An 18684-nucleotide genomic window follows, 5' to 3' on the forward strand; every position below is an offset into this window, starting at 1 on the left:
TCAGCGGGATCGACGCCGGCCGGCGGTGGGAGTGGCGGCGGCAGTCTCCAGGAACCACCGGACGATCTCCTCGCCGGCCCGCGCGCCGGCCCGCTCGGTGCAGCGGGCATGGCTCGCGGACCAGCCGCTGTCGTGGAGTTCGCCGTGCGCCGGACGGATCGCCAGATCGGCGCATTCGAGCAGGTCGAGATCCAGCAGCGAGTCACCGGCCGCGAGCACGGACCGGGCGCCGGTGCGCCGGGCCACTTCCCGGACGGCTGCGGACTTGGTCAGCGACCGCGGCACCCAGTAGATCTTGCGTCCCTGCAGCGACACCCGCCACCCGTGCCCGTCGGCCCACGCGGACTCGTCGTCGACGAACCGATCGGGAAGCGTTGCGCGGTCGATCACCGCGTAGCAGAAGAGCCCGCCGGCGCGGCGGACACTGCGGGCCCAGTCGGGTCGGCACACCGCCTCGACGTGGGTGGCGACGAGGTCCAGCGGGGCGGACGCGCCGAGTGCCGACGCGACCTGCGCCGACCACTGTCCGTCCGGCACCCCGTCGACGAGCAGGACGCCGCCGTTGGCGGCGATCGCGTGATGCGGCGCGGCGCCGGGGCGGGGGAGGCGCACGCGGCGGAGTTGTTCGACGGTGCGGGTGGTGACCGGGACGAACAGCGCCGAGCCGGGCAGGGCGGCGAGCATGCGCGCCGCGGCCGGTGTCATGAACGATTGCGGCGCGCCGTCGTAGATCTCCACACAGGTCAGGTCCGACAGCTCGGCCTCGGGCAGGCGCGCGGACCGCCGCGAGTAGATCAGGGTCTGGTCCAGGTCCGAGGCGACCAGCGTCCGCACGGTCACGACATCGCCGCCCTGCCGTCGGCGCCGACCGATCCGCGGGTGTAGCGCGGGTGGATCAGGCCGACACAGCTGTACGGCAGATCGTCGACGTGATCGACCGGGACGCCGCGTTGTTCGGCGAGCAGCAGGACGTGGCCGAGTTCCCCGATCGCGTCCGGCCGCACCAGGATGCGCCACGGCACCCGGCGCAGGAGCACCCGAGTGGTCTCCCCGACACCGGGTTTGACGAGGTTGACGTCGCCGATCCCGTACTCCGCGCTGATCCGCCGCACCGCCGACCACCCGCTCCAGGTCGGGGTGCGGTCGCCCTCGCGTCGCCGGACCCAGTCCCGGCCGACGGCGTCGGCGACCTGCTCGAACCGCTCCGCGACGGTGTCGACGAACCTCCGCGAGACGTCCGCCGCGGCGAGGTCCGCGTAGAACTTCGCGCCGTGGAACCGGCCCGGGCCGATCCACCGGTCGTTGAGCACCGTGCGTGAGATCAGGCCCGACACCGTGGAATTCAGGCAGGCCGAGGGGATCAGGAAGTCGCTGCGGGTACCGAAGAGCTCCACGCACCGCCCGGTGTCGGCGAGCACCGCGAGGTCGGCGCGGAACCGTCCCGACCGTTCCGGCGAGGCGTTCGCGGCCTCGACCGCTGCCGTGAGTTCACGGGTGATCGCACCCTTCCCGGTCCACCCGTCGACGAACATCACGAGTTCGGGGTCGTGCCGATCGGCCAGGTACGCCAGCGCGACCGGATCCAGGCCGCGGCCGCGGACGATGCTGACCGAGTAGTGCGGCAGGTCCAGTCCGTGCGCGAAGCGCGCCCAGCGCCGCATCAGGACGCCGACCGGCGTGCCGGCCCGGGCCAGCGACGCCAACACGACCTCGGGTCCGCGTGCGTCGAGGACGAGTTCGGTGACGACCCCCACAGCATGCGCGACCCGGTCCGCGGAGCGGAGCAACGCCCGGTCGAAGAGTTCCCGGTACTCGGCGGTCGGCTGGTACTCGATCGGCAGGGACTCGGCGTAGTGGGCCGCGCCGGACTGGATCGCCTCCTCGCGTTCCGCGGTGGGTGACTCCAGTTCGGCCTGCGACAGGTCGGTGAGCAGCCAGGCGACGTCGTCGGCGAGGTAGCTGCCGAAGTCGGGACCGTGCAGCGGCGGCGGTAAGGGCCGGTCGCGGGCGCCGCTCGCCGGGCTCATCGGCCGGCTCCCGCCGCGCGGGCCTGCGCGGGCACGGGCGTGTACGCCGGGACGGCCACCAGATGCACGTGCCCGCACACTTCGGCGAGCTGGTCCAGCAGTCCGCCGTCGGCGTGGAGTTCGGCGGTGTCCCCTGCGGAATCGACGACGACCACGACATCGGTGAACCCGGGCGCCCCCGCGGACGGCGCCACGTTGTAGGCGTAGCGCGGGCCCGGCCCGTCGGCGGGATCGTCGTGCGCGGGGAAGGCCAACGCGGTGCGGATCGCGTATCCGGACGCGTCGACGGGGAGTACCGGGGAGCGGGTCGTGGTGGAGAAGCGCACTTCGGCGGCGGACTCCCGCGACAGTGCCAGCGCGACGAGCAGTGGTGCGTACATGAGTTCCTCGAACCCCAGCACCAGGGCGCGGTCGCCGCTCAGCTCGCCGGCGAGGATGCATCCGGCCGCGGCGGCGGCACGCTCGGCCTCGGCCCGGTCGGCGGGGGAGAACCCGTGCCGACCTCCGTCTCGCACGATGCCGGGCCAACCGGCGCGGCTGCGTCGCACCGCTCCACGGGGACGGTCGGGGGTCGGCGGACGGGTGCGGGTCTCGGCGGCGTGCTCGGCGACCAGGGCGGCGGCGTGGTCGGCGCTGTGGGGGTGCGAACGCAGTGCACCGCGCGCCAACGCGACGACGTCGATGCGGGTGCCCAGCCGTTCGGCGGCGGCGCTCATGGCCGCCTTGTCCGCGTCCGACCGCAGATCGACCAGCGAGGCGACCACGTAGCGGCTGCGTGGGAGCTTCGTGTGCAGGGTGGCGATCGTGTTGAGAACTGTTCGGCCGGTGGACAATTCGTCGTCGATGAGCACCAGCGGGCCGGGGCGCTCGAGCATTGCCGTGTCCTGCGGCAGCAGCAGGTGCCGGGTGGCGTGGCTGTGCTCCTCGTCGAACCCGCCGGCCTCGGCGACGCCGGGGACCCGCCGCCGCGTCGAGTGCAGGTAGTCCGCGCCGAGTGTGTCGGCGACGGCGTGCCCGAGGGCCGTCGCGGTCTCGGCATAACCGAGCACGAGGGTGTCCGCGGGGGAGAAGTCGACCCGGACGTGCTCCTCGCAGTGGCGGATCAGCGGGCCGGTTCCCCGCCCGCCGAGCGCAGTTGCGAGGGCGTCGGCGGCGCCGGCGGCATCGGGCCGCCGGCCGGCCAGCACGTCGGCGACCATCGACCCGAGCAGGCGCGCGGACCAGTACACGATCCGTGGATCCGTCGGCACGTGCTTGCCCAGTACGGTCGAGACGAGCAGATGCGCGCGGCGTGGGTTGCGTCGCAGGGCCAGGCCGACCATGTCCGGCATCGGGACGGCTGAGTCCGCGGCCGATTCGACGCCGATCCCGGTGCGGCCTTCGACCCAGCTTCCCGACCACACCGCGCTCACCGGTGCAGCCCCGCGCCCAACAGGTCCACGAAGGAGACATCCGCGTGTGCGACGCCGAATACGTGGGCGCGCACCATGGTTCGTCGCGCCCACGCGGTGTGCGGCTTGCTCTCGTTCATCTTGTTGCGGTAGCTGGAGGCATGTGCGCCGCCGCTGCCGCCGGTGCCGAGGACATCGGTGGCGTCGGCGAACTCCTCGTGCGTGACCACGGACAACGCATGCACGGTGGCGACGTGCATCGGGTGGATGACGGTCTTGCCGGTCAGTCCGTTCGCGCGGTCGAGGTGGACCTCGCGGATCAGTCCGTCCAGGTCCCGGGTGATCAGCTCGTCGCGCAGGGCGTTCGCCGCGTGCTCGGTGAACGGGGATTGCCGCAGCTGTGGCTTGAAGAGTCGCTCGGTGCCCGTGAAGTACTCCCACACCGGCCCGGTCACCGGGTACCCGGTGGGACCGGGACGGCCGAGGATGTTGACGATGTCGCCGATCGCATCGGCGACCATGCGCACGTCGTACACGGTCAGATCGCGGGGTCGGCGCAGCCCGAAGGCCGACGACAGGTCGGTGGCCCCGATGCGGACGGCGAGGATGCGGTCCCGGTGCCGGTCGAGCAACGCGCGCACCGACAGCAGTGCATCGATCCGCTGCTCCGCGTAGATGACATCGGGTGTTTCGAGGACCGGCATCGCCAGCAGTCGGTGTCCGGACGCGGACTCGGCGGCGACCATCGCGTCGAGGAACTGCGCTCCGGATGCGGCGGTGAACTTCGGCAGCACGAAACCGGTGAGCACCCCGGCGTGCTCGCCGAGGCGGTCGACGAGCATGGGGATCTGTCGCGCGGCCCGGACCCGCACGAACAGCAGTGGCCGGGCGGAGCCGCCGCGCGCGAGCTCCGTCAACTGGTCGACGACATTGAGCTCGGCGGCCGGGAGGTCGTCGTCGGCCACCGCGTCCTCGAGACAGACGACGGCACCGACCACCCCGTGCGCGAAGTTCTTCGCGATGTCGACGGCGAGTGTCGGCCGGGTCGCGGGGCTGTAGAGGGTGGCGCCGAGCGCCGCGGCCAGCAGGTCGCGAGAGTCGTCGGAGCCGAACTCCCGCGGCTCGCGGAAGAACAGTCGCCCCCGTGTTTCCGGGCTCAGAAAGTCGAAGTGGCGCAAGTAGATCCCCCGAGGTCGATGGGTGCTCAGTCGAGCGGTGTGTAACCGTCGATCCAGCCGATGTCGTCGAAGCCGAACGCGAGGCAGGCGTCGCGCACCGTGCCGTTGATCGGGCACATCTCCGACCGCAGCACGAACTGGCCGTGCACGTTGAACAGCGACAGGACAACACAGCCGGCCGTCTCGGGGAGATCGTTCAGGGCCAGTTCGATCCGCCCGCCCCCGGCGGTGGCGACGGTGATCGTGCCCGGCCAGGCTGTCGGAGCTCCCGATCGGGTGAAGCCGTAGATGACGAGCCGGTCGAGATCGCGGCACTGTCGCAGGTCGATGTCGAACCCGCCGCGTCCGTCGTCGACGCCGGTGATGATCGGGGAGTGCGCACCCGTGGGGCCCGCGGTCCGTCCGGTCGTCGGCGACACGGTGGAGGACTTGCCCGACCGCACGGTGTAGGCGCATCCGAAACGCAGGTCGGCGGCCGACTCCGGGCACAGCGACCGGATCGTGAGGGCGCCCACGCCGCTCTGGATCCTGGTCAGCGCGACGGTGGGGTGCTGCGCCGAGAGCACCAGACGGTCGCCGGCCGCGAGCCGCCGCCAGGCGCGCACCCGGCGCGGGGGCCGTTCGACTCGGGGGGAGTCGATCGCCGGACCGGGCGACGGGACGTCCTTCGTCGCAGACAGATCGAGGGACAGGTCGAGCACTTGGGGCGCGGGCTCGTCCCCGGACAGGTCGAGCGACGGCGGGCCGGACAGATCCGGTGAGGACGGAGCGGACAGGTCCAGGTCCGCGCCGGACTGCGGTGCGCTCCGGCGGGTGTAGTCGACCGGCGGCGTGGAGACGGGCGCGGCCTGCGGGGTGGGCTGGGGCCTGGGCCGGGTCCGCCGGCGCAGGAAGGTCAGGTCCGGCCGGGCCGGAGCCGAGTGCGGGTCGCCGTTCATCGCCGCGTGCTCGCATCGTCGCGGTGCGCCGTCACAGTGGGATGCCGTAATCGCTCGCGATGCCGACCAGTCCGGACGAATACCCTTGGCCCAGAACCTTGAACTTCCACCCGCCCCGGTGGCGGTACACCTCGCCGAGCGTGATCGCGGTCTCCGTCGACAACAGCGGTGCGAAGTCCTCGGAGCGCACGAGTTCGGCGTTCCCGTCGAGGTCGAGCACGCGCAGCCGACACGTGCGCAGCCGGCCGAGGGTCCGCTTCCGGGCTGTGCCCTCGTTGAGATAGAGCACCACGACGATCCGCTCCACGTCGTCCGGCACCGCTGCGAAATGGACCTCCACCTGATCCTGATCGCCGCCGAGCGCCTGCTCGAGTTGCTGCACGGACAGGTCGGGACTGTCGAGCTGGTTGAAGAACACGAAGTGCTCGCCGGAGAGCGCCCGGCCGTCTGCGCCGCACAGAACCGTTGCGGTGACCAGGTTCTCGTCGAGAACCGACTCGGCACCGGCGTCCCAGGTGACGCCGAGGACGAGTCCGGACAGGCCCGGGATCTCGCGGGTCAGTTCGACGTTCGCCCCGCGCATCATCACGCTGCTCATAGGTCGAGATCCGATCTGGTGAACTTGGTCCGCAGGAAGTTGCCCTGCGTCATCAGTGCGTCGACGTCCTGCGCCACGGAGGCCGCGAGGACGTCCTCGGCGGCCTCCCACAGCGACTCCACCTGCTGCCGGAGTTCGCTCGTCACCCGGTCGGGGTCGGTCTCGGACGGGGTGTCGAGCGCCAGGTATGCGCGCAGTGTGGTCGGCAGGTAGTCCGTCGCGATCGCCTTGACGGAGATCACGGCGTGGATGTCGAGGTCGCGGTTCGCAGAGGTCGAGACGATCGCCGCGAGGGTGTCGGTGATCGCCCTCGCGGCCACCACCGCGTCGTTGGGCAAGCGTCCGGCGTGACGATTGACGAACCAGACGAGTTCGTGCACAGCCCGATACAGCGCATCGGGGCTGTCCCCGGCATCCTCCGATTCGATCGGTTGCCCGACCGGATCCTGTCGTCCTCTGCGGAACCGCGCGAGCATGCGATCAGTTGCCGGTCTGGCCCGCGGTGTCGCGCTGGATCCGCTCCAGGTACGGCTTCGCCCGATCGATCTGGCCCTCGAGTGCGGTCACGGTCTGCGCCATGCTGTCGACGGCTTGGGCGCGGAAGGTGTCGACAGCATCCATGGCCTGGAAGACGTTGTCGAAAGCCGCCTGCAGCTTCTGGACGTCGACCATGCTGCCGGCCGCCTGTTGATTGATTGCGGCACCCTGGATCCGCAGCTGGTTCGACGTCGACTCGATCAGGTTCGACGTGGTCGTGTTCAGAGCGGTGATCTGGTCGAGCACCAGCTGCTGGCGGGCGAGGGCCTGCGCGACGATGACGGCCGTGCGCAGCGCGGTGATGGTCGTGGTCTGCGCCCGGTCCACGCCCTTGATCAGCTCGAGGTTGTTCTTGCGCACCAGATCCAGTGCCATGTAGCCCTGCACGTTCACGGTCATCTGGGTCATGATGTCCTGGCGTCGCTGCCGCACCGCGAACAGCGCGTCCGACCGCATCGTGTTCGCATCCTCGGTGCGACCAGCCGCGTCCAGCTGGGCGACCTTCTGCTCGATGGCGCCGTCGAGCGCGGTGGCCAGCTCGTTGTACTCGGTGAGCTTGCCCATCATCGTCCACATGTTGGACTTCTCGGTCTCGATGGCCGCGTTGTCCTTGCGCAGCTCGTCCTGACCGGAGTCCAGGGCCTTGATGATCGAGTTCAGATGGGCCTGCGAGGACTGGTACTTCGCGAAATATCGGTCGATCTTGCTGCCGCCCGGGAGGAACTTGAGGAGCTTCTTGGCCCCGCTCAACTCGGCACGACCGGGATCGAGGTCGGTGACGGTGTTGCGCAGATCCAGCAGCGTGTTCGCGACCCGGGTCTGGGCGTCGCCCGATCCGCTGCCGCCCTTCGCGGCACGCACCCCGGCCGCGGGACGCTCGAGGATCCGGTTGGTCACCCCCGCGGAGGCGCGCATCTCGCTGTTGCCCATCGTGGTGATCGAATCGATCTTCCGGGTGAAATCCGGGGACCGCATGTCCATCGTCGCCAGGTCGTCGGCGAAAGCGGCAGCGCGGGACTGCAGTTCGGTCTGCTTGCCGCCGTCGAGGGCGACCGCGCCGACGGCCTGCTCCGGCTTGACGACGACGACCGGCGCGGGCGGGGTGAGCACGAGTTCGTTGCCCGGTGCCGGAGTGGCGACGGCGGGGGTGGGCGAGGAACCGAGGTCCAGGTCGGACATGTGAACTCCTTGGGGGAGGAACGAGGGCCGGTTACAGGTGGGCGGCGACGGCCGGCAGCAGATCCTTGAAGGTCCGTCCGGTCGCCGGCGCGCCGATCGCGGTCATCGACCACCCGCGGCCGTCCCGGGACACCTTCGCCATGATCTGCGCGGTGTGCCGACCCGACCCGGTCAGCGTGTAGCGCGCGATCTCGGTCTCGGTGGTCTCGTCGATCAGCCGGCAGTACGCGTTCTCGATCTGCGAGAAGTCCTGCCCGGTGAACGAATTCACCGTGAACACGATCGATGCGATCTCCGCGGAGACCCGGGTGAGGTCGACGCGGATCGACTCGTCGTCGCCTGCACCGTCGCCGGTCAGGTTGTCGCCGGTGTGCGCGATCGCGCGGTCCGCGCTGGTCAACTGGCGGAACCAGACCTGGTCACGCAGGCGCCCGGTGGCGTCGAACAGCAGCGCCGAGGCGTCCAGGTCGATCGACTGGGTACGCAGGCCCCCGAAGAACCCCTTCTTCTTCGCGGCGTCCCAGCCGAGACCCATCCGCACCAGGGTCAGGCTCGCCCCGTCCTGCTTGGTCAGCGAAACCTTCTGCCCCTTGGTCAAACTCACGCTCATCGTGCCGCATCCCCTCTGTCGTTCCGGTCGCCTACTTGCGACCCGGTGTCCACTGCATTCCCCACCGGTAGGCCTGATCGAGGGCCGGTTGGTGTCCGTCGATGTAGTTCTCTTCCCGGCGGACCGCGAGATCGGAGCCGGTGTTCTCCACCATGGCGATGGCGCAGATCTGCGCGCCGTTGCGGGGGTTGTCGAGGCGCACCTCGACCTGGGGGCCCACCGTCGGGTACAGCGTCGCCACCGCGTTCGCGGCGGCCCAGTTCGCCACGCCCTGGTAGATCAGCGCGAAGACGAGCACGCGGCGGATGTGGGGGAGTTGTTCCAGGTTGATGTACAGGTTCTCCCCGCCCGCGCTCGCCCCGGAGCGGTCGTCGCCGTCCAGCCAGATCAGTGCGTCCCGCACCTGCGGTAGCCCCGCCCGGTAGGCGTTGCCGAGCGCCTGCACGACACCCTTGGTGCCGTCGGTGAACTCGTAGAGGCAGCCGAGGTCCAGATCGATCGGCCGCTGCAAGCGGCTCAGCAGCCCGCCACCGGTGCTCTGCCGCGCGGTCCAGTTGAGGTTGACCCGCATGATCCCGGTGGCTGAGCCCTGCTTGGTCAGCGACACCGTCGGCGCGGACTTCGTCAGTGTCACCTTCGTGAGCGAGACAGGCCCGCTAGCAGGACGTTTGGTGTAGTCGATCGCCACAGGTCACCTGCTCTCGGTGAAGGCGGGTTCGTCGGACGCCTCGCCACGGTCGGCGTCCGCGAGGGCGGCGGTGGCGTCGCGCATGATGCTGCGGTTGCGGAGGATCGAGGAGATCAGTGCGGCGACGATGAAGCCGACGCCGATCAACCCGATGACCACCTCGGGCACCTCGTACTTCATGGTCAGCAACAGCAGGGTCGCCAGCGCGCCGATCGCCCACAGCGCGCCGTGTTCTAGGTACACGTACTCGCTGAGCGTGCCCTTCTTGACCAGGAACACGGTGAGCGAGCGGATGAACATCGCGCCGATTCCGAGGCCGATCGCGATGATGACGGGGTCCGAGGTGATGGCGAAGGCGCCGACCACGCCGTCGAAACTGAAGGAGGCGTCGAGGAATTCGAGGTAGAGGAACAGGAAGAATGCGGCCTTGCCCACCGCCAGCGCCGGTCCGGCGACGCCGCTGCGCTGTTGACCGTCGCCGTCACTGTCCTCGTCGCCCTCGTCGACATTGAACAGTTCGCCGAGGCCGTTGACGAGCACGAACGAGACCAGGCCCAGCACGCCGGAGACCAGTACGGTCGCGGTCTTGCCCTCCGGCGCGAGCCCGTAGGCCGCGGCGCAGAGGACGATCAGCGCGACCACGGCGGAGAGCTGGTCGAGCTTGCCGATCCGGGCCAGCGGGCGCTCGAGCCAGGACAGCCAGTGGATCTCGCGCTCGCCGAACACGAAGTCCAGGAACAGCATCAGCAGGAACATGCCGCCGAACGCGGCGATCGCCGGATGCGCGTCGTTGAGGAGGTACCCGTAGGTGCCCGCGGTGTCCGGGTCACCCTTCTCCAGCGCGAGGCGCACCGCGTCCGCCGGCGAGAGGTGGGCGGTGACCCCGACCACGATCAGCGGGAACAGCAACCGCATGCCGAACACCGCGATGGCGATGCCGACGGTGAGGAAGAGCTTCTGCCAGAAGGGCGCCATGCGCGCCAGCACTGTCGCGTTGACGACCGCGTTGTCGAACGACAGCGAGATCTCCAGCACCGCAAGGATGGCGACCACCGCCAGCCCGGTGGGGCCGCCGTAGAGGTAGCCGAGCACCAGGCCGACCGCGGCGACGACGAACGACCAGGTGAAGGTCTTCATGGACATGCGTGTATGCGCCTTCGGGGTGAAGTGTGTTGTGCGAGTATTCGATCGAAAGGGTCGGCCGCGGACTCAGGCGACGTTGACGCCGAAGTCCCGTGCGATGCCGGCGAGGCCGGACTCGTACCCCTGGCCGATGGCGCGGAACTTCCAGTCGCCGCCGTGCCGGTACAACTCGCCGAAGAGCATGGCGGTTTCGGTCGAGGCGTCCTCGGTGAGGTCGTACCGGGTCAGCTCCGCGTCGTCTGCCTGGTTGAGCACCCGGATGTAGGCGTTGCGCACCTGTCCGAAGGACTGCGCACGTTCACGCGCCTCGTAGATCGAGACGGTGATCACGATCTTGTCGACCTCGGCCGGAACGTTCACCAGGTCGACCTTGATGAGTTCGTCGTCGCCTTCGCTGTCGCCGGTGAGATTGTCGCCGGTGTGCTCGACCGAGCCGTCGGGGCTGGCGAGGTTGTTGAAGAACACGAAGTGCGCATCCGAGAGGATGCGGCCGGAGGCGTTGAGCATCAACGCGCTTGCGTCGAGGTCGAAGTCGGCTCCACTCGTCGTGCGGGCATCCCACCCGAGTCCGACGAGCACGGCCTTCAGCCCGGGCGCCTCCTTGGTCAACGAGACATTGCCGCCCTTGGTGAGGCTGACTCCCACTTCTGTACCTCCGGCTCGGTGTTGTGGCGGGCGACGATTCCCCCGGCATCACGGTCGCACCGCGAAGTCGCGGTGCGACCGCTACCGTAGCCTGTCGACCGCTAGTCGCCCAATGTGCATGGGCGACACACCACGGTCCTGGTGTGTGGTTAGGTCATCCGAATGACATCATCGTCGTCCGGCTGCGGCGACGAATCATGTTGTCTCCGCTACACGCTGATGCCGAAGTCGCGCGCGATCCCGGCGAGGCCTGTGCTGTAACCCTGCCCGACCGCGCGGAACTTCCACTCCGCGCCGTTGCGGTACAACTCGCCGAACACCATCGCGGTCTCCGTCGAGGCATCCTCCGACAGGTCGTATCGGGCGAGTTCGACGTTGTCGGCCTGGTTGAGCACGCGGATGTAGGCGTTGCGGACCTGGCCGAAAGTCTGTCGGCGCGTGTCGGCATCGTAGATGGAGACCGGGAAGACGACCTTGTCGACCTGTGGATCCACCGCGTTCAGGTCGACCGAGATGACCTCGTCGTCCCCGTCGCCGTCACCGGTGAGGTTGTCGCCGGCGTGCACGACGGAACCGTCCGGGCTGGTGAGGTTGTTGAAGAACACGAAGTGCGCGTCCGACGCGGCCCGTCCGTCGGCGCCGCAGGCGATCGCGCTGGCGTCGAGGTCGAATGCCTGACCGTCGGTGGTGCGGGCATCCCATCCGAGGCCGACGATGACGGCGGTCAGTCCCGGTGCCTGTTTGGTCAGGGACACGTTGCCGCCCTTGACGAGGCTGACTCTCATGTGAACTCCGTTTCGCTGCAGCAGTGGACTGGACGGTCGTCCGCCCGGTACCCGATGCTAGTGGTGCCCGCTTCCGCGGGGCGTCGCCGCCCGGGGGTGCGTTCGCGACGGTTGCTGCTCAGTGGCGGCGCGCGTACTCGGGGTCGAGGAAGAACAGGCCTGCCACTCTGGCGTCGCCGTCGAACGTGATCCGCGCGGTCAGTTCGCCGGCCTCGAACGTCAGCGGGGTGTCGACGACCGTGTGCGGCCCGCGCCGTCGCGCGCGGGGGCACCCGGTGTGGGAGTACGCGCCGACCATCGAGATCGCCTCCGCCCAGTTGTCGCCGAGTTCCTCGACCGACAGCGCGCGGCGCATCGTGTCGTCGAAATCCGCTCGGGCTGCGGTGAAGTCGGCGGTGACGATCCGGTGGATCAGGTTGAGCGCCAGGGTGTCGGCATCCGCGAGGGGGACGAGGTCGATCTCGCGATCCGTTCTGGGGTCGACGGGATGGCCGAACCGCTGGAAGGCGCCCTGCGGTGAGGTGCCGAGCACGTCGCCGAGCTGATCCCAGCCGACACCGGCGTCGCGGGCGACATCGACGCCCGCACCGATCAACTCGTCGGCCAACGCGTGCAGCCGTGCGCTCTCCTCGACCAGCGCGAGCGGATCGGCCTCCGCCGACGCGAGGAGTTCGGCCCGGTCGCGCAGCGCGGCGAGCACGGAACTGAAGGCCTCAGATCGGTTGTCGGGCATGCGCTCATGCTCGGCCCCGGCGGGTGAGGTGTCAACGGTGCGGGCCGGCGACACGCTCAGGGCAGCGAGGTCAGTGTCACCGTGCTGCCCGGGCGGGCCCGCGTCCCGCCCAGCGGGCTCTGCAGGATCACCAGCGACCGTCCGGTGTCGATCAACTGGTTGACCTGGACGTCGAAGCCCAAACCGCTGAGGTGTTCGCGCGCCGCGCGGACCGAATCGCCGAGGACCGAGGGGACCTTCACGGTGTCGGACACGTAGATCCGGACCACCGGGTGGGCGGGGTCGACGAGCTTGCCGATCGCGGGGGAGGTCTTGCCGACGGTGCCCGACATTGCATCGGTGTCGCTGGTGGTGCCCGCCGCGACCGCGCGCAGTCCGGCCTTGGTCAGCGCCGCCTCGGCTTGGGCCGGGTCCATACCCTCGACGTCCGGCACCGCGATCGCATTCGAGATGAGCAGTGTGACCGGGGTGTTCGAAGAGATCTCCGCGCCGGCGCCGGGGTCGGTGCCGATGATCCTGCCCGCCGCGACCGTGGGCGAGAACTGGGTGCGCGTGGTCCCGACCGTCAGTCCCAGCCCGGCGAGCGTGGCGCGTGCCGCGTCCTGGTCGCGACCCGCGAGGTCGGGCAGCGGCACCGGCGGCGCGCCCTTGCTGGCCGTCACCGACACCGTCGATCCGACCGCCACCACGGTGCCGGGGCCGGGGGACAGGCGCACGACCCCGCCCGACGGCACCTCGGTGCTGTACTCCGCGACCGCGGCGATCGGTATCAGGGTGCGCTCGCGCAACTCGCCGTCGACCTGATCGGCAGTCTTGTCTGCGACGTCGGGGATTGTCGGCCGGCCCAGCGAAACACTCACGGCCACATCGGAACTGCGGGTCACCCGGGTACCCGGACCGGGAGAGAGGCCGAGCACGGTGCCCACGGCGGCGGTGTCGGAATACGTGCCGTGCACCACCGGGGTCAGGTCGGCCGCACTGATCGACTGCTCGACGGCGGTCTTGTCGCCGGCCGCCAAGGCCGGGACGGTGGTGAAGCGGCCGGAGCCGAGCCACCAGCCGCCGAAACCGAGCAGGGCAGCGACGACGGCCAGCACGACCAGCCAGACCAGCAGGGTGCGCCGGGACCGGGTGCGGTCATGGGGCGCACCGCGACCGGCCGGTTCCGCCGGCTCCGGGCGCGTGCCCGATCCGGCGGCCTCGAGCGTGGTGTACTGCCGGGTGGCGTTCGCCGGTGCGATCGCGACCGTCGGCGGGCGCGCCTCGACCCGGGTCGGCTGCGGCCCATCACGCCGCGACTCCACGGTCGTCGGCGCCACGGTGGTGGGTGCCACGGTGGTGGGTGCGACTGTGGTCGGCGCCGCGTCGGGGTGCGGCAGATGGGTGGTGCGGGCGGCGCTGAGGCGTCCGGCGGAGCGGGCCGGTGCGGGCACCCGGAACCGCGGCAACTGCAGTTCGGTGCGCGCGGCCTCGAGCGCGGTTGCCATCTCGGCCGCGTCGGCGAAGCGTGCGCGCGGATCCCGGGCGGTCGCCTTGAGCACGAACCGGTCGAGCACCGGCGGCACGCCCGCGATCAGCGTGCTCGGCGGCGGCACGTCCTCGTTGATCCTGCGATACGCCACCGAGAGGGTGTGGTCGCCGCTGAACGGGGTGTGGCCGGTGAGCATCTCGAACATCAGGATGCCGGACGCGTAGACGTCGCTGCGGGTGTCGGCGCTGCCGGTGGTGACCTGCTCGGGGGACAGGTAGGCGGCGGTGCCCAGGATGACGCTGCTCGAGGTGACGCCCGCGGCGGCGACCGCGCGGACCAGACCGAAGTCGGCGACCTTGACCTCGCCGGACTCGGAGATCAGTACGTTCTCCGGTTTGATGTCGCGGTGCACCAGGCCCGCCCGGTGCGCCACGCCCAGCGCCGCCAGCACCGGCCCCTCGACCGCGACCGCGGCGTGCGGCGGCATCGGCCCGCGCTCGCGCAGCAGTTCGCGCAGGGTGCCGCCCTCGACCAGTTCCATCACCAGGAACGCGTGCTCGCCGTCGAGGCCCTGGTCGTACACGGCGACCAGACCCGGGTCCTTGAGCCGGGCGACCGCGCGCGCCTCGAATTCGAAGCGGGACAGGAACTGCGGGTCGGCCGCGAACTTGGGGTCCATGACCTTGATCGCCACCGGCCGGTCGAGACGGCAGTCGAGGCCCCGGTAGACGGTGGACATGCCCCCGCGCGCGATGGGCGCGTCGACGCGATATCTGCGCTCGAGCAGCTCGCCGACGAGTCCCAGACCGCCTGGACTCACCTGGACACCTCCCGACAGGTCACCCGCCGGTCGGATGACCTGTCGATGGTAGCGATCCGGACGACATGACCGCGCTCACGTCGCCTTCACCAGCGCTTTTGACGGTCACGGCTTTTTGCCGTGGCGCCGGCAGCCGATACCGTAGGACCGTGAGTTCATTCCCGGTTGCCGAAGACGTGTTGGACGAGACCGTCGAGGTCCTGCAGATGGCCGACGTGTCCAAGGTGCTGTCGCTGGTGGTGACCCGGGTGCACCAGCTGCTGCGCGACCACCAGCTCATCGCGGTGCGCCGCGACGGCATCGCCGCGGTACCGGAGCTGTTCCTCGACCTCGACGAGGGGGCCGTCTTGAAGGGCGTGCCGGGGCTGATCGCCGTGCTCGCGGACGGCGGTTACACCGACGAGGAGATCCTGCGGTGGCTGTTCACCGAGGACGAGTCTCTGCCCGGCCGCCCGGCCGATGCGATGCACGGGGACCTCGCGCGCGAGGTGATGCGGCGCGCCCAGGCGATGGCGTTCTGAACGTGGCGTTCCGGCGCCCGCTCTGTGAGTAGGCCCGGCATCGAACGGAAGCCACTACGGTGCACCGACGAAATCGCCCTCGTTCCCGCTGACCGGCTGCGTCTCCAGTGTGGCCAGGTCTCGGACCAGTTCTGATCCGGTGATCGGGTCCATCGGCGGCGAGTCTGCGAAGGTCGGAACGAAGGCGTGCACGATCTTCTGCTCGGACCACTGCCGCGGGTTGGCGGCATTGAACCCGGGGAACACCATGATCACCGCCGCGACTCGGTCGTCGACGTGCTTCATGAGCGCGATCTGCGCGCCGCGTTCCTGGGGTTGTTCCCTCCACCATCCGTGTGAGGTCAGCTCCAGCAATCGGCTCGTGGGGGTTTTCCTGCCTTCGAGTTCGCGGAGCCGTGTCCGGACGTCTCCGTCGAACACATCTCTGTGGAGCTGTTCGAAAGGCTGGCTGATCCTGGCTTCGTCGATCGCGCGTGCCCAGGCGGTGATCTCCTCGCCTATCGTCAGCGGGTGGGGGACGGTCACCATCTCGTCGTCACGAATGGTGAGTGCGTTCTGATCGATGTCGACGGGAGTGCGGGACGAGGCGAAGCGGAAGAGGCGCGGTTCGCCGTCCGCGGCCTCGACCGACCAAACAAGTCCCCGGCACAACTGCCACATCAGCGGATGGGCGATCAGATGGCACCGCACTGAGCCCATCGTCCACCGGCGGCGGGTGAGCATTGCCTGCTCGAAGCGCGCGATCAACTGGTTCGAGAGTTCGGCCAACTCCTTGCGAAAGGTGCGGTAGCGCTTGTATTCGGCCGCGGCGAGGTCGCCGTCGTGCGCCCCGGGGCGTGGCATCGCTCGGATCACGGATCCTGCGGGATCGGTCAGCGTCAGGCTCAGCTTCGCGCCGACGGTGGCGACGAACGAGCGGTCACCATAGTCGAATCGCGCAGTGGCGTCGGCGGCGAGGCTGAGGTCGGGGACCACGCGATCCGCCAGGTCGGCGGGCGACAAGCCCAGCGCGTCGGCAACCTCCTGGATGCGCGCCTGCGCTTCAGCTCGAAGCGAGGGGAAGCGCGGGAACTGTGCGAGGCGGGACAGTTGCGTCAATGCGGCGTCGGATCCGATGTCGGCCAGGACTTGCAGCCCGGCCGCTGCCCGGCGGTGGGCTGATCGAAGCGGCCATTCGCGCAACAGCGGGGCGAGTCGACGCACGGTGTCGTCGTTGCCGAGGATTCCCAACGAGCCGAGTACCCAGCCCTGCGCGCAGGGAAAGCCGACGCTGGACCAGCGTTCGAACAGTCCCCACACAATCTCCGCGAGCGTGTCCACGTCGACGGTAGCCCTGACGATGTCCAGGCCGGCGTAGACGTCTCCCGGACGTGAAAGCGCGAGCATCGTGCAGAGGTTCAGTACGGCCGCGTCTGGTAGCGCCCGCCCCTCGGCGAGGAGAACTTGCGGCAGGAGCGCCGGGTTCACCCACTCGGGCAGCGCGGGGATCCGACGGGGCAACTCGTCGAGGGGGTCGGAGTCGAGGACAGTCAGCACGACGCGAGGTGCCTGTTCGTGGCAGTTCTGCGCGGCGCGCAGGAGGTCGGTGCGGTGCCCCCTGCGGTCGAGTTCCCGAAGGGTCTGCACCGCCAGTGGCCGCTCGGGGCCGTGCGGGCCGACAGCTGCCGCGACGACATCGAGTGCGGCGGTGGCGATGTGACGGTCGAACCATTGCCGGGCGTCGGCGCGGATCGCCTTGCTCCCGAGCCATCGCATCATGTGTGAGGTCACCACGCTGCCGTCCATCGGCATCAGGAGCCCAGCGAGCTGAACCGGTCGCGTTACGGCGACACGGAGCACGAAGTCGGCCGCATCGTCACCGAAGCGAGCCAGGATTCGGCGTAGGGGCGGTCCTGCATACCAGACGTCGGCCGGCACAGGAAGATTCCGGAGCGCCGGGCGAATCAGGTCGTCGGGTGCGTAGGAGAGGGCGCCGAACGGGGAGCGGGACCGGCCGGCGGTGATGTCCGCGATGACCTGCGCCCAGGTGCGGTCGCCCAGCCAGGGGAGGCCGTCGCCGAACGCCCCGGCCCACGACTGCCGTTCTCCGGGTAGCCACGTGGTGGTCGTCGGCCGCCCATGCGCGGCGCCGGCGAGTACCTCGGGTGAGCCGAGACCTCGTCGGTGCAGCCAGGGCGGGGCGAGCAGGACGGTCGGCACGGCAGAGTCGGGCGCGCACGGAACGCGGTCCGGCGTGGCGTCGAGGGCCGGCGGCGGGACGTCATCGGGCGTGTGGCCGACGAGATCGGGGTGTGCGAGCAGGTGATCACGCAGTATCTCGGCGACCCGCGGGTCGGCAGCGGCCCTTCCGGCCAACAGTTCGGCGGTCCGACGCGGCTCCTTCGCCATGGCCGCCCTGACGGCAGGCTCGACATACTGGTGGTCCAACCGGTCCAGGAGCAGGCCGAAGCCGATGTCGGTGCGGAAATCGCCGAGGATGGCCGCACAGCGCTTCTTGTCGGCGGCGGTGAGGCCGCCGTCGAGGAGATCGGCGACGATGTGCTCGGTGCCGGCGCCGATGTTGGCGCACATGCTGTACACGAGGTTCATCGACTGGCCGATGACCCAGACGGCGTGGTCCGGTGAGGTGGCCGAGGCGAACAGGAACTCTGCTTGATCGAGCGAGATCACCGATGCCAGCAACTTGGACGCTGCCCAGAATTCGTCGTCGTGCCTGGTGACCGAGGTGAGATCCTCGGTCACCCACTGCACCTGGTCCGGGACCAGAAAAGACGAGACCAAATCGGCCGCCATCGCCGCCCCCCTATGGCGTGCCAGCGCCCTCACCAGGCCGTCGTGGTCGGCGCCGGGCAGTGCTGCGATCAGCGACCGAAGGCGGCTGTTGGCTTCGCCCAGCCAATAGTTCGTGAGATCCGTGTGGGCACGGTGAGTCACCGACCTGACCAGGACGTGCGGGGCATCTGTTGACGGCGGGTGGTGATGGATCCGCAGTTGCGCGCGTAGCACCGCAGCCTCCGCGGCGACACGGACGCCGTGGCGTGCGACCACATCGTCGGCGAACACCGTCTGCAGCGCGGCTTCGGGATAGTCGGTGCAGACCAGCCAGACGACCGCGACTCCCAACGCGGAGACATCACTTTTGGCACCTCGGTCCTGGGTGGCGAGGTACGCGCGCGCAGCTGCGGCCAGTTCGGGGGAAGTGGCTTCATGACCGATCACCCGCTCGAGCGTCTCTGTGGTTCGTACCAGCAGCCGATCTATGTCGTCGGTGGCACCGGGCGACAGGCGGATCTTGCGGGCCGGGCTCAGCCCCCGGAAAGACTCGGCGCGCCGCCACCAGGAGGCGGGCGCCTGCCAGGCGGTGAGTTGCAGGCCATGGCGCTGCGTCACGGCGTCCGGCCCGGAACGTCTCGATCATGC

The 18684-nt window shown here is 69.9% G+C and carries 17 protein-coding genes; 1 reads left to right on the plus strand and 16 read right to left on the minus strand.

Features of this window, described 5'->3' with window-relative positions; all coding sequences use genetic code 11:
- From G4X40_RS17775 to pknB, 15 genes are all read right to left on the minus strand, one after another.
- Positions 1-840, minus strand: coding sequence for an HAD family hydrolase (locus G4X40_RS17775; protein WP_277834429.1), 840 nt, complete (start codon positions 838-840; stop codon positions 1-3).
- The gene (locus tag G4X40_RS17780; protein WP_277834431.1) at positions 837-2027 is read right to left on the minus strand and encodes a cysteine protease StiP family protein; all 1191 of its coding nucleotides are present in this window, start codon (positions 2025-2027) and stop codon (positions 837-839) included. Before G4X40_RS17780 ends, G4X40_RS17775 begins: the two co-directional genes overlap by 4 nt.
- A complete protein-coding gene (locus tag G4X40_RS17785) occupies positions 2024-3439 on the minus strand; it encodes a phosphoribosyltransferase family protein (RefSeq protein ID WP_277834433.1) in 1416 nt (471 codons plus the stop codon). The genes G4X40_RS17780 and G4X40_RS17785 overlap by 4 nt, the downstream gene beginning before the upstream one ends.
- Complete coding sequence (locus G4X40_RS17790; RefSeq protein ID WP_277834435.1) at positions 3436-4596, minus strand: HpcH/HpaI aldolase/citrate lyase family protein; 1161 nt, start codon at positions 4594-4596, stop codon at positions 3436-3438. The genes G4X40_RS17785 and G4X40_RS17790 overlap by 4 nt, the downstream gene beginning before the upstream one ends.
- A gap of 26 nt (positions 4597-4622) precedes the next feature.
- Positions 4623-5534, minus strand: coding sequence for a hypothetical protein (locus G4X40_RS17795; RefSeq protein WP_277834437.1), 912 nt, complete (start codon positions 5532-5534; stop codon positions 4623-4625).
- Between the two features lie 31 nt (positions 5535-5565).
- A complete protein-coding gene (locus G4X40_RS17800; RefSeq protein ID WP_277834439.1) occupies positions 5566-6132 on the minus strand; it encodes a TerD family protein in 567 nt (188 codons plus the stop codon).
- Complete coding sequence (locus G4X40_RS17805; RefSeq protein ID WP_277834441.1) at positions 6129-6512, minus strand: hypothetical protein; 384 nt, start codon at positions 6510-6512, stop codon at positions 6129-6131. Before G4X40_RS17805 ends, G4X40_RS17800 begins: the two co-directional genes overlap by 4 nt.
- 100 nt (positions 6513-6612) lie before the next feature.
- Positions 6613-7848: a toxic anion resistance protein gene (locus G4X40_RS17810; protein ID WP_277834442.1), complete on the minus strand. Its 1236-nt coding sequence runs from the start codon at positions 7846-7848 to the stop codon at positions 6613-6615.
- A gap of 31 nt (positions 7849-7879) precedes the next feature.
- Entirely contained in the window at positions 7880-8458 is a 579-nt protein-coding gene (locus G4X40_RS17815) for a TerD family protein (RefSeq protein ID WP_277834443.1), read from the minus strand.
- Positions 8459-8489: 31 nt separating this feature from the next.
- The gene (locus G4X40_RS17820; protein ID WP_277834445.1) at positions 8490-9092 is read right to left on the minus strand and encodes a tellurium resistance protein; all 603 of its coding nucleotides are present in this window, start codon (positions 9090-9092) and stop codon (positions 8490-8492) included.
- Positions 9093-9149: 57 nt separating this feature from the next.
- Complete coding sequence (locus G4X40_RS17825) at positions 9150-10289, minus strand: DUF475 domain-containing protein (RefSeq protein WP_277834447.1); 1140 nt, start codon at positions 10287-10289, stop codon at positions 9150-9152.
- Positions 10290-10355: 66 nt separating this feature from the next.
- Positions 10356-10934 (minus strand): TerD family protein, encoded by a 579-nt coding sequence (locus G4X40_RS17830; RefSeq protein WP_277834449.1) that lies wholly within the window; start codon positions 10932-10934, stop codon positions 10356-10358.
- 209 nt (positions 10935-11143) lie between these two features.
- Positions 11144-11719, minus strand: coding sequence for a TerD family protein (locus tag G4X40_RS17835; RefSeq protein WP_277834451.1), 576 nt, complete (start codon positions 11717-11719; stop codon positions 11144-11146).
- A gap of 118 nt (positions 11720-11837) precedes the next feature.
- The gene (locus G4X40_RS17840; RefSeq protein ID WP_277834452.1) at positions 11838-12452 is read right to left on the minus strand and encodes a DUF3887 domain-containing protein; all 615 of its coding nucleotides are present in this window, start codon (positions 12450-12452) and stop codon (positions 11838-11840) included.
- A gap of 56 nt (positions 12453-12508) precedes the next feature.
- Entirely contained in the window at positions 12509-14743 is a 2235-nt protein-coding gene (gene pknB / locus G4X40_RS17845; RefSeq protein ID WP_277834453.1) for a Stk1 family PASTA domain-containing Ser/Thr kinase, read from the minus strand.
- Between the two features lie 149 nt (positions 14744-14892).
- Here pknB and G4X40_RS17850 point away from each other — a divergent pair, with 149 nt between their 5' ends.
- Positions 14893-15264, plus strand: a complete 372-nt coding sequence (locus tag G4X40_RS17850; protein WP_277834455.1) for an Rv2175c family DNA-binding protein — start codon at positions 14893-14895, stop codon at positions 15262-15264.
- A 54-nt stretch (positions 15265-15318) separates the two neighbouring features.
- On the opposite strand, the gene G4X40_RS17855 is transcribed toward G4X40_RS17850, so the two are convergent.
- Positions 15319-18654, minus strand: coding sequence for a DUF4132 domain-containing protein (locus tag G4X40_RS17855; protein ID WP_277834457.1), 3336 nt, complete (start codon positions 18652-18654; stop codon positions 15319-15321).
- Between the last annotated feature and the right edge of the window lie 30 nt (positions 18655-18684).

The organism is Speluncibacter jeojiensis (assembly GCF_029589495.1).
Lineage (GTDB): Bacteria > Actinomycetota > Actinomycetes > Mycobacteriales > Mycobacteriaceae > Speluncibacter > Speluncibacter jeojiensis.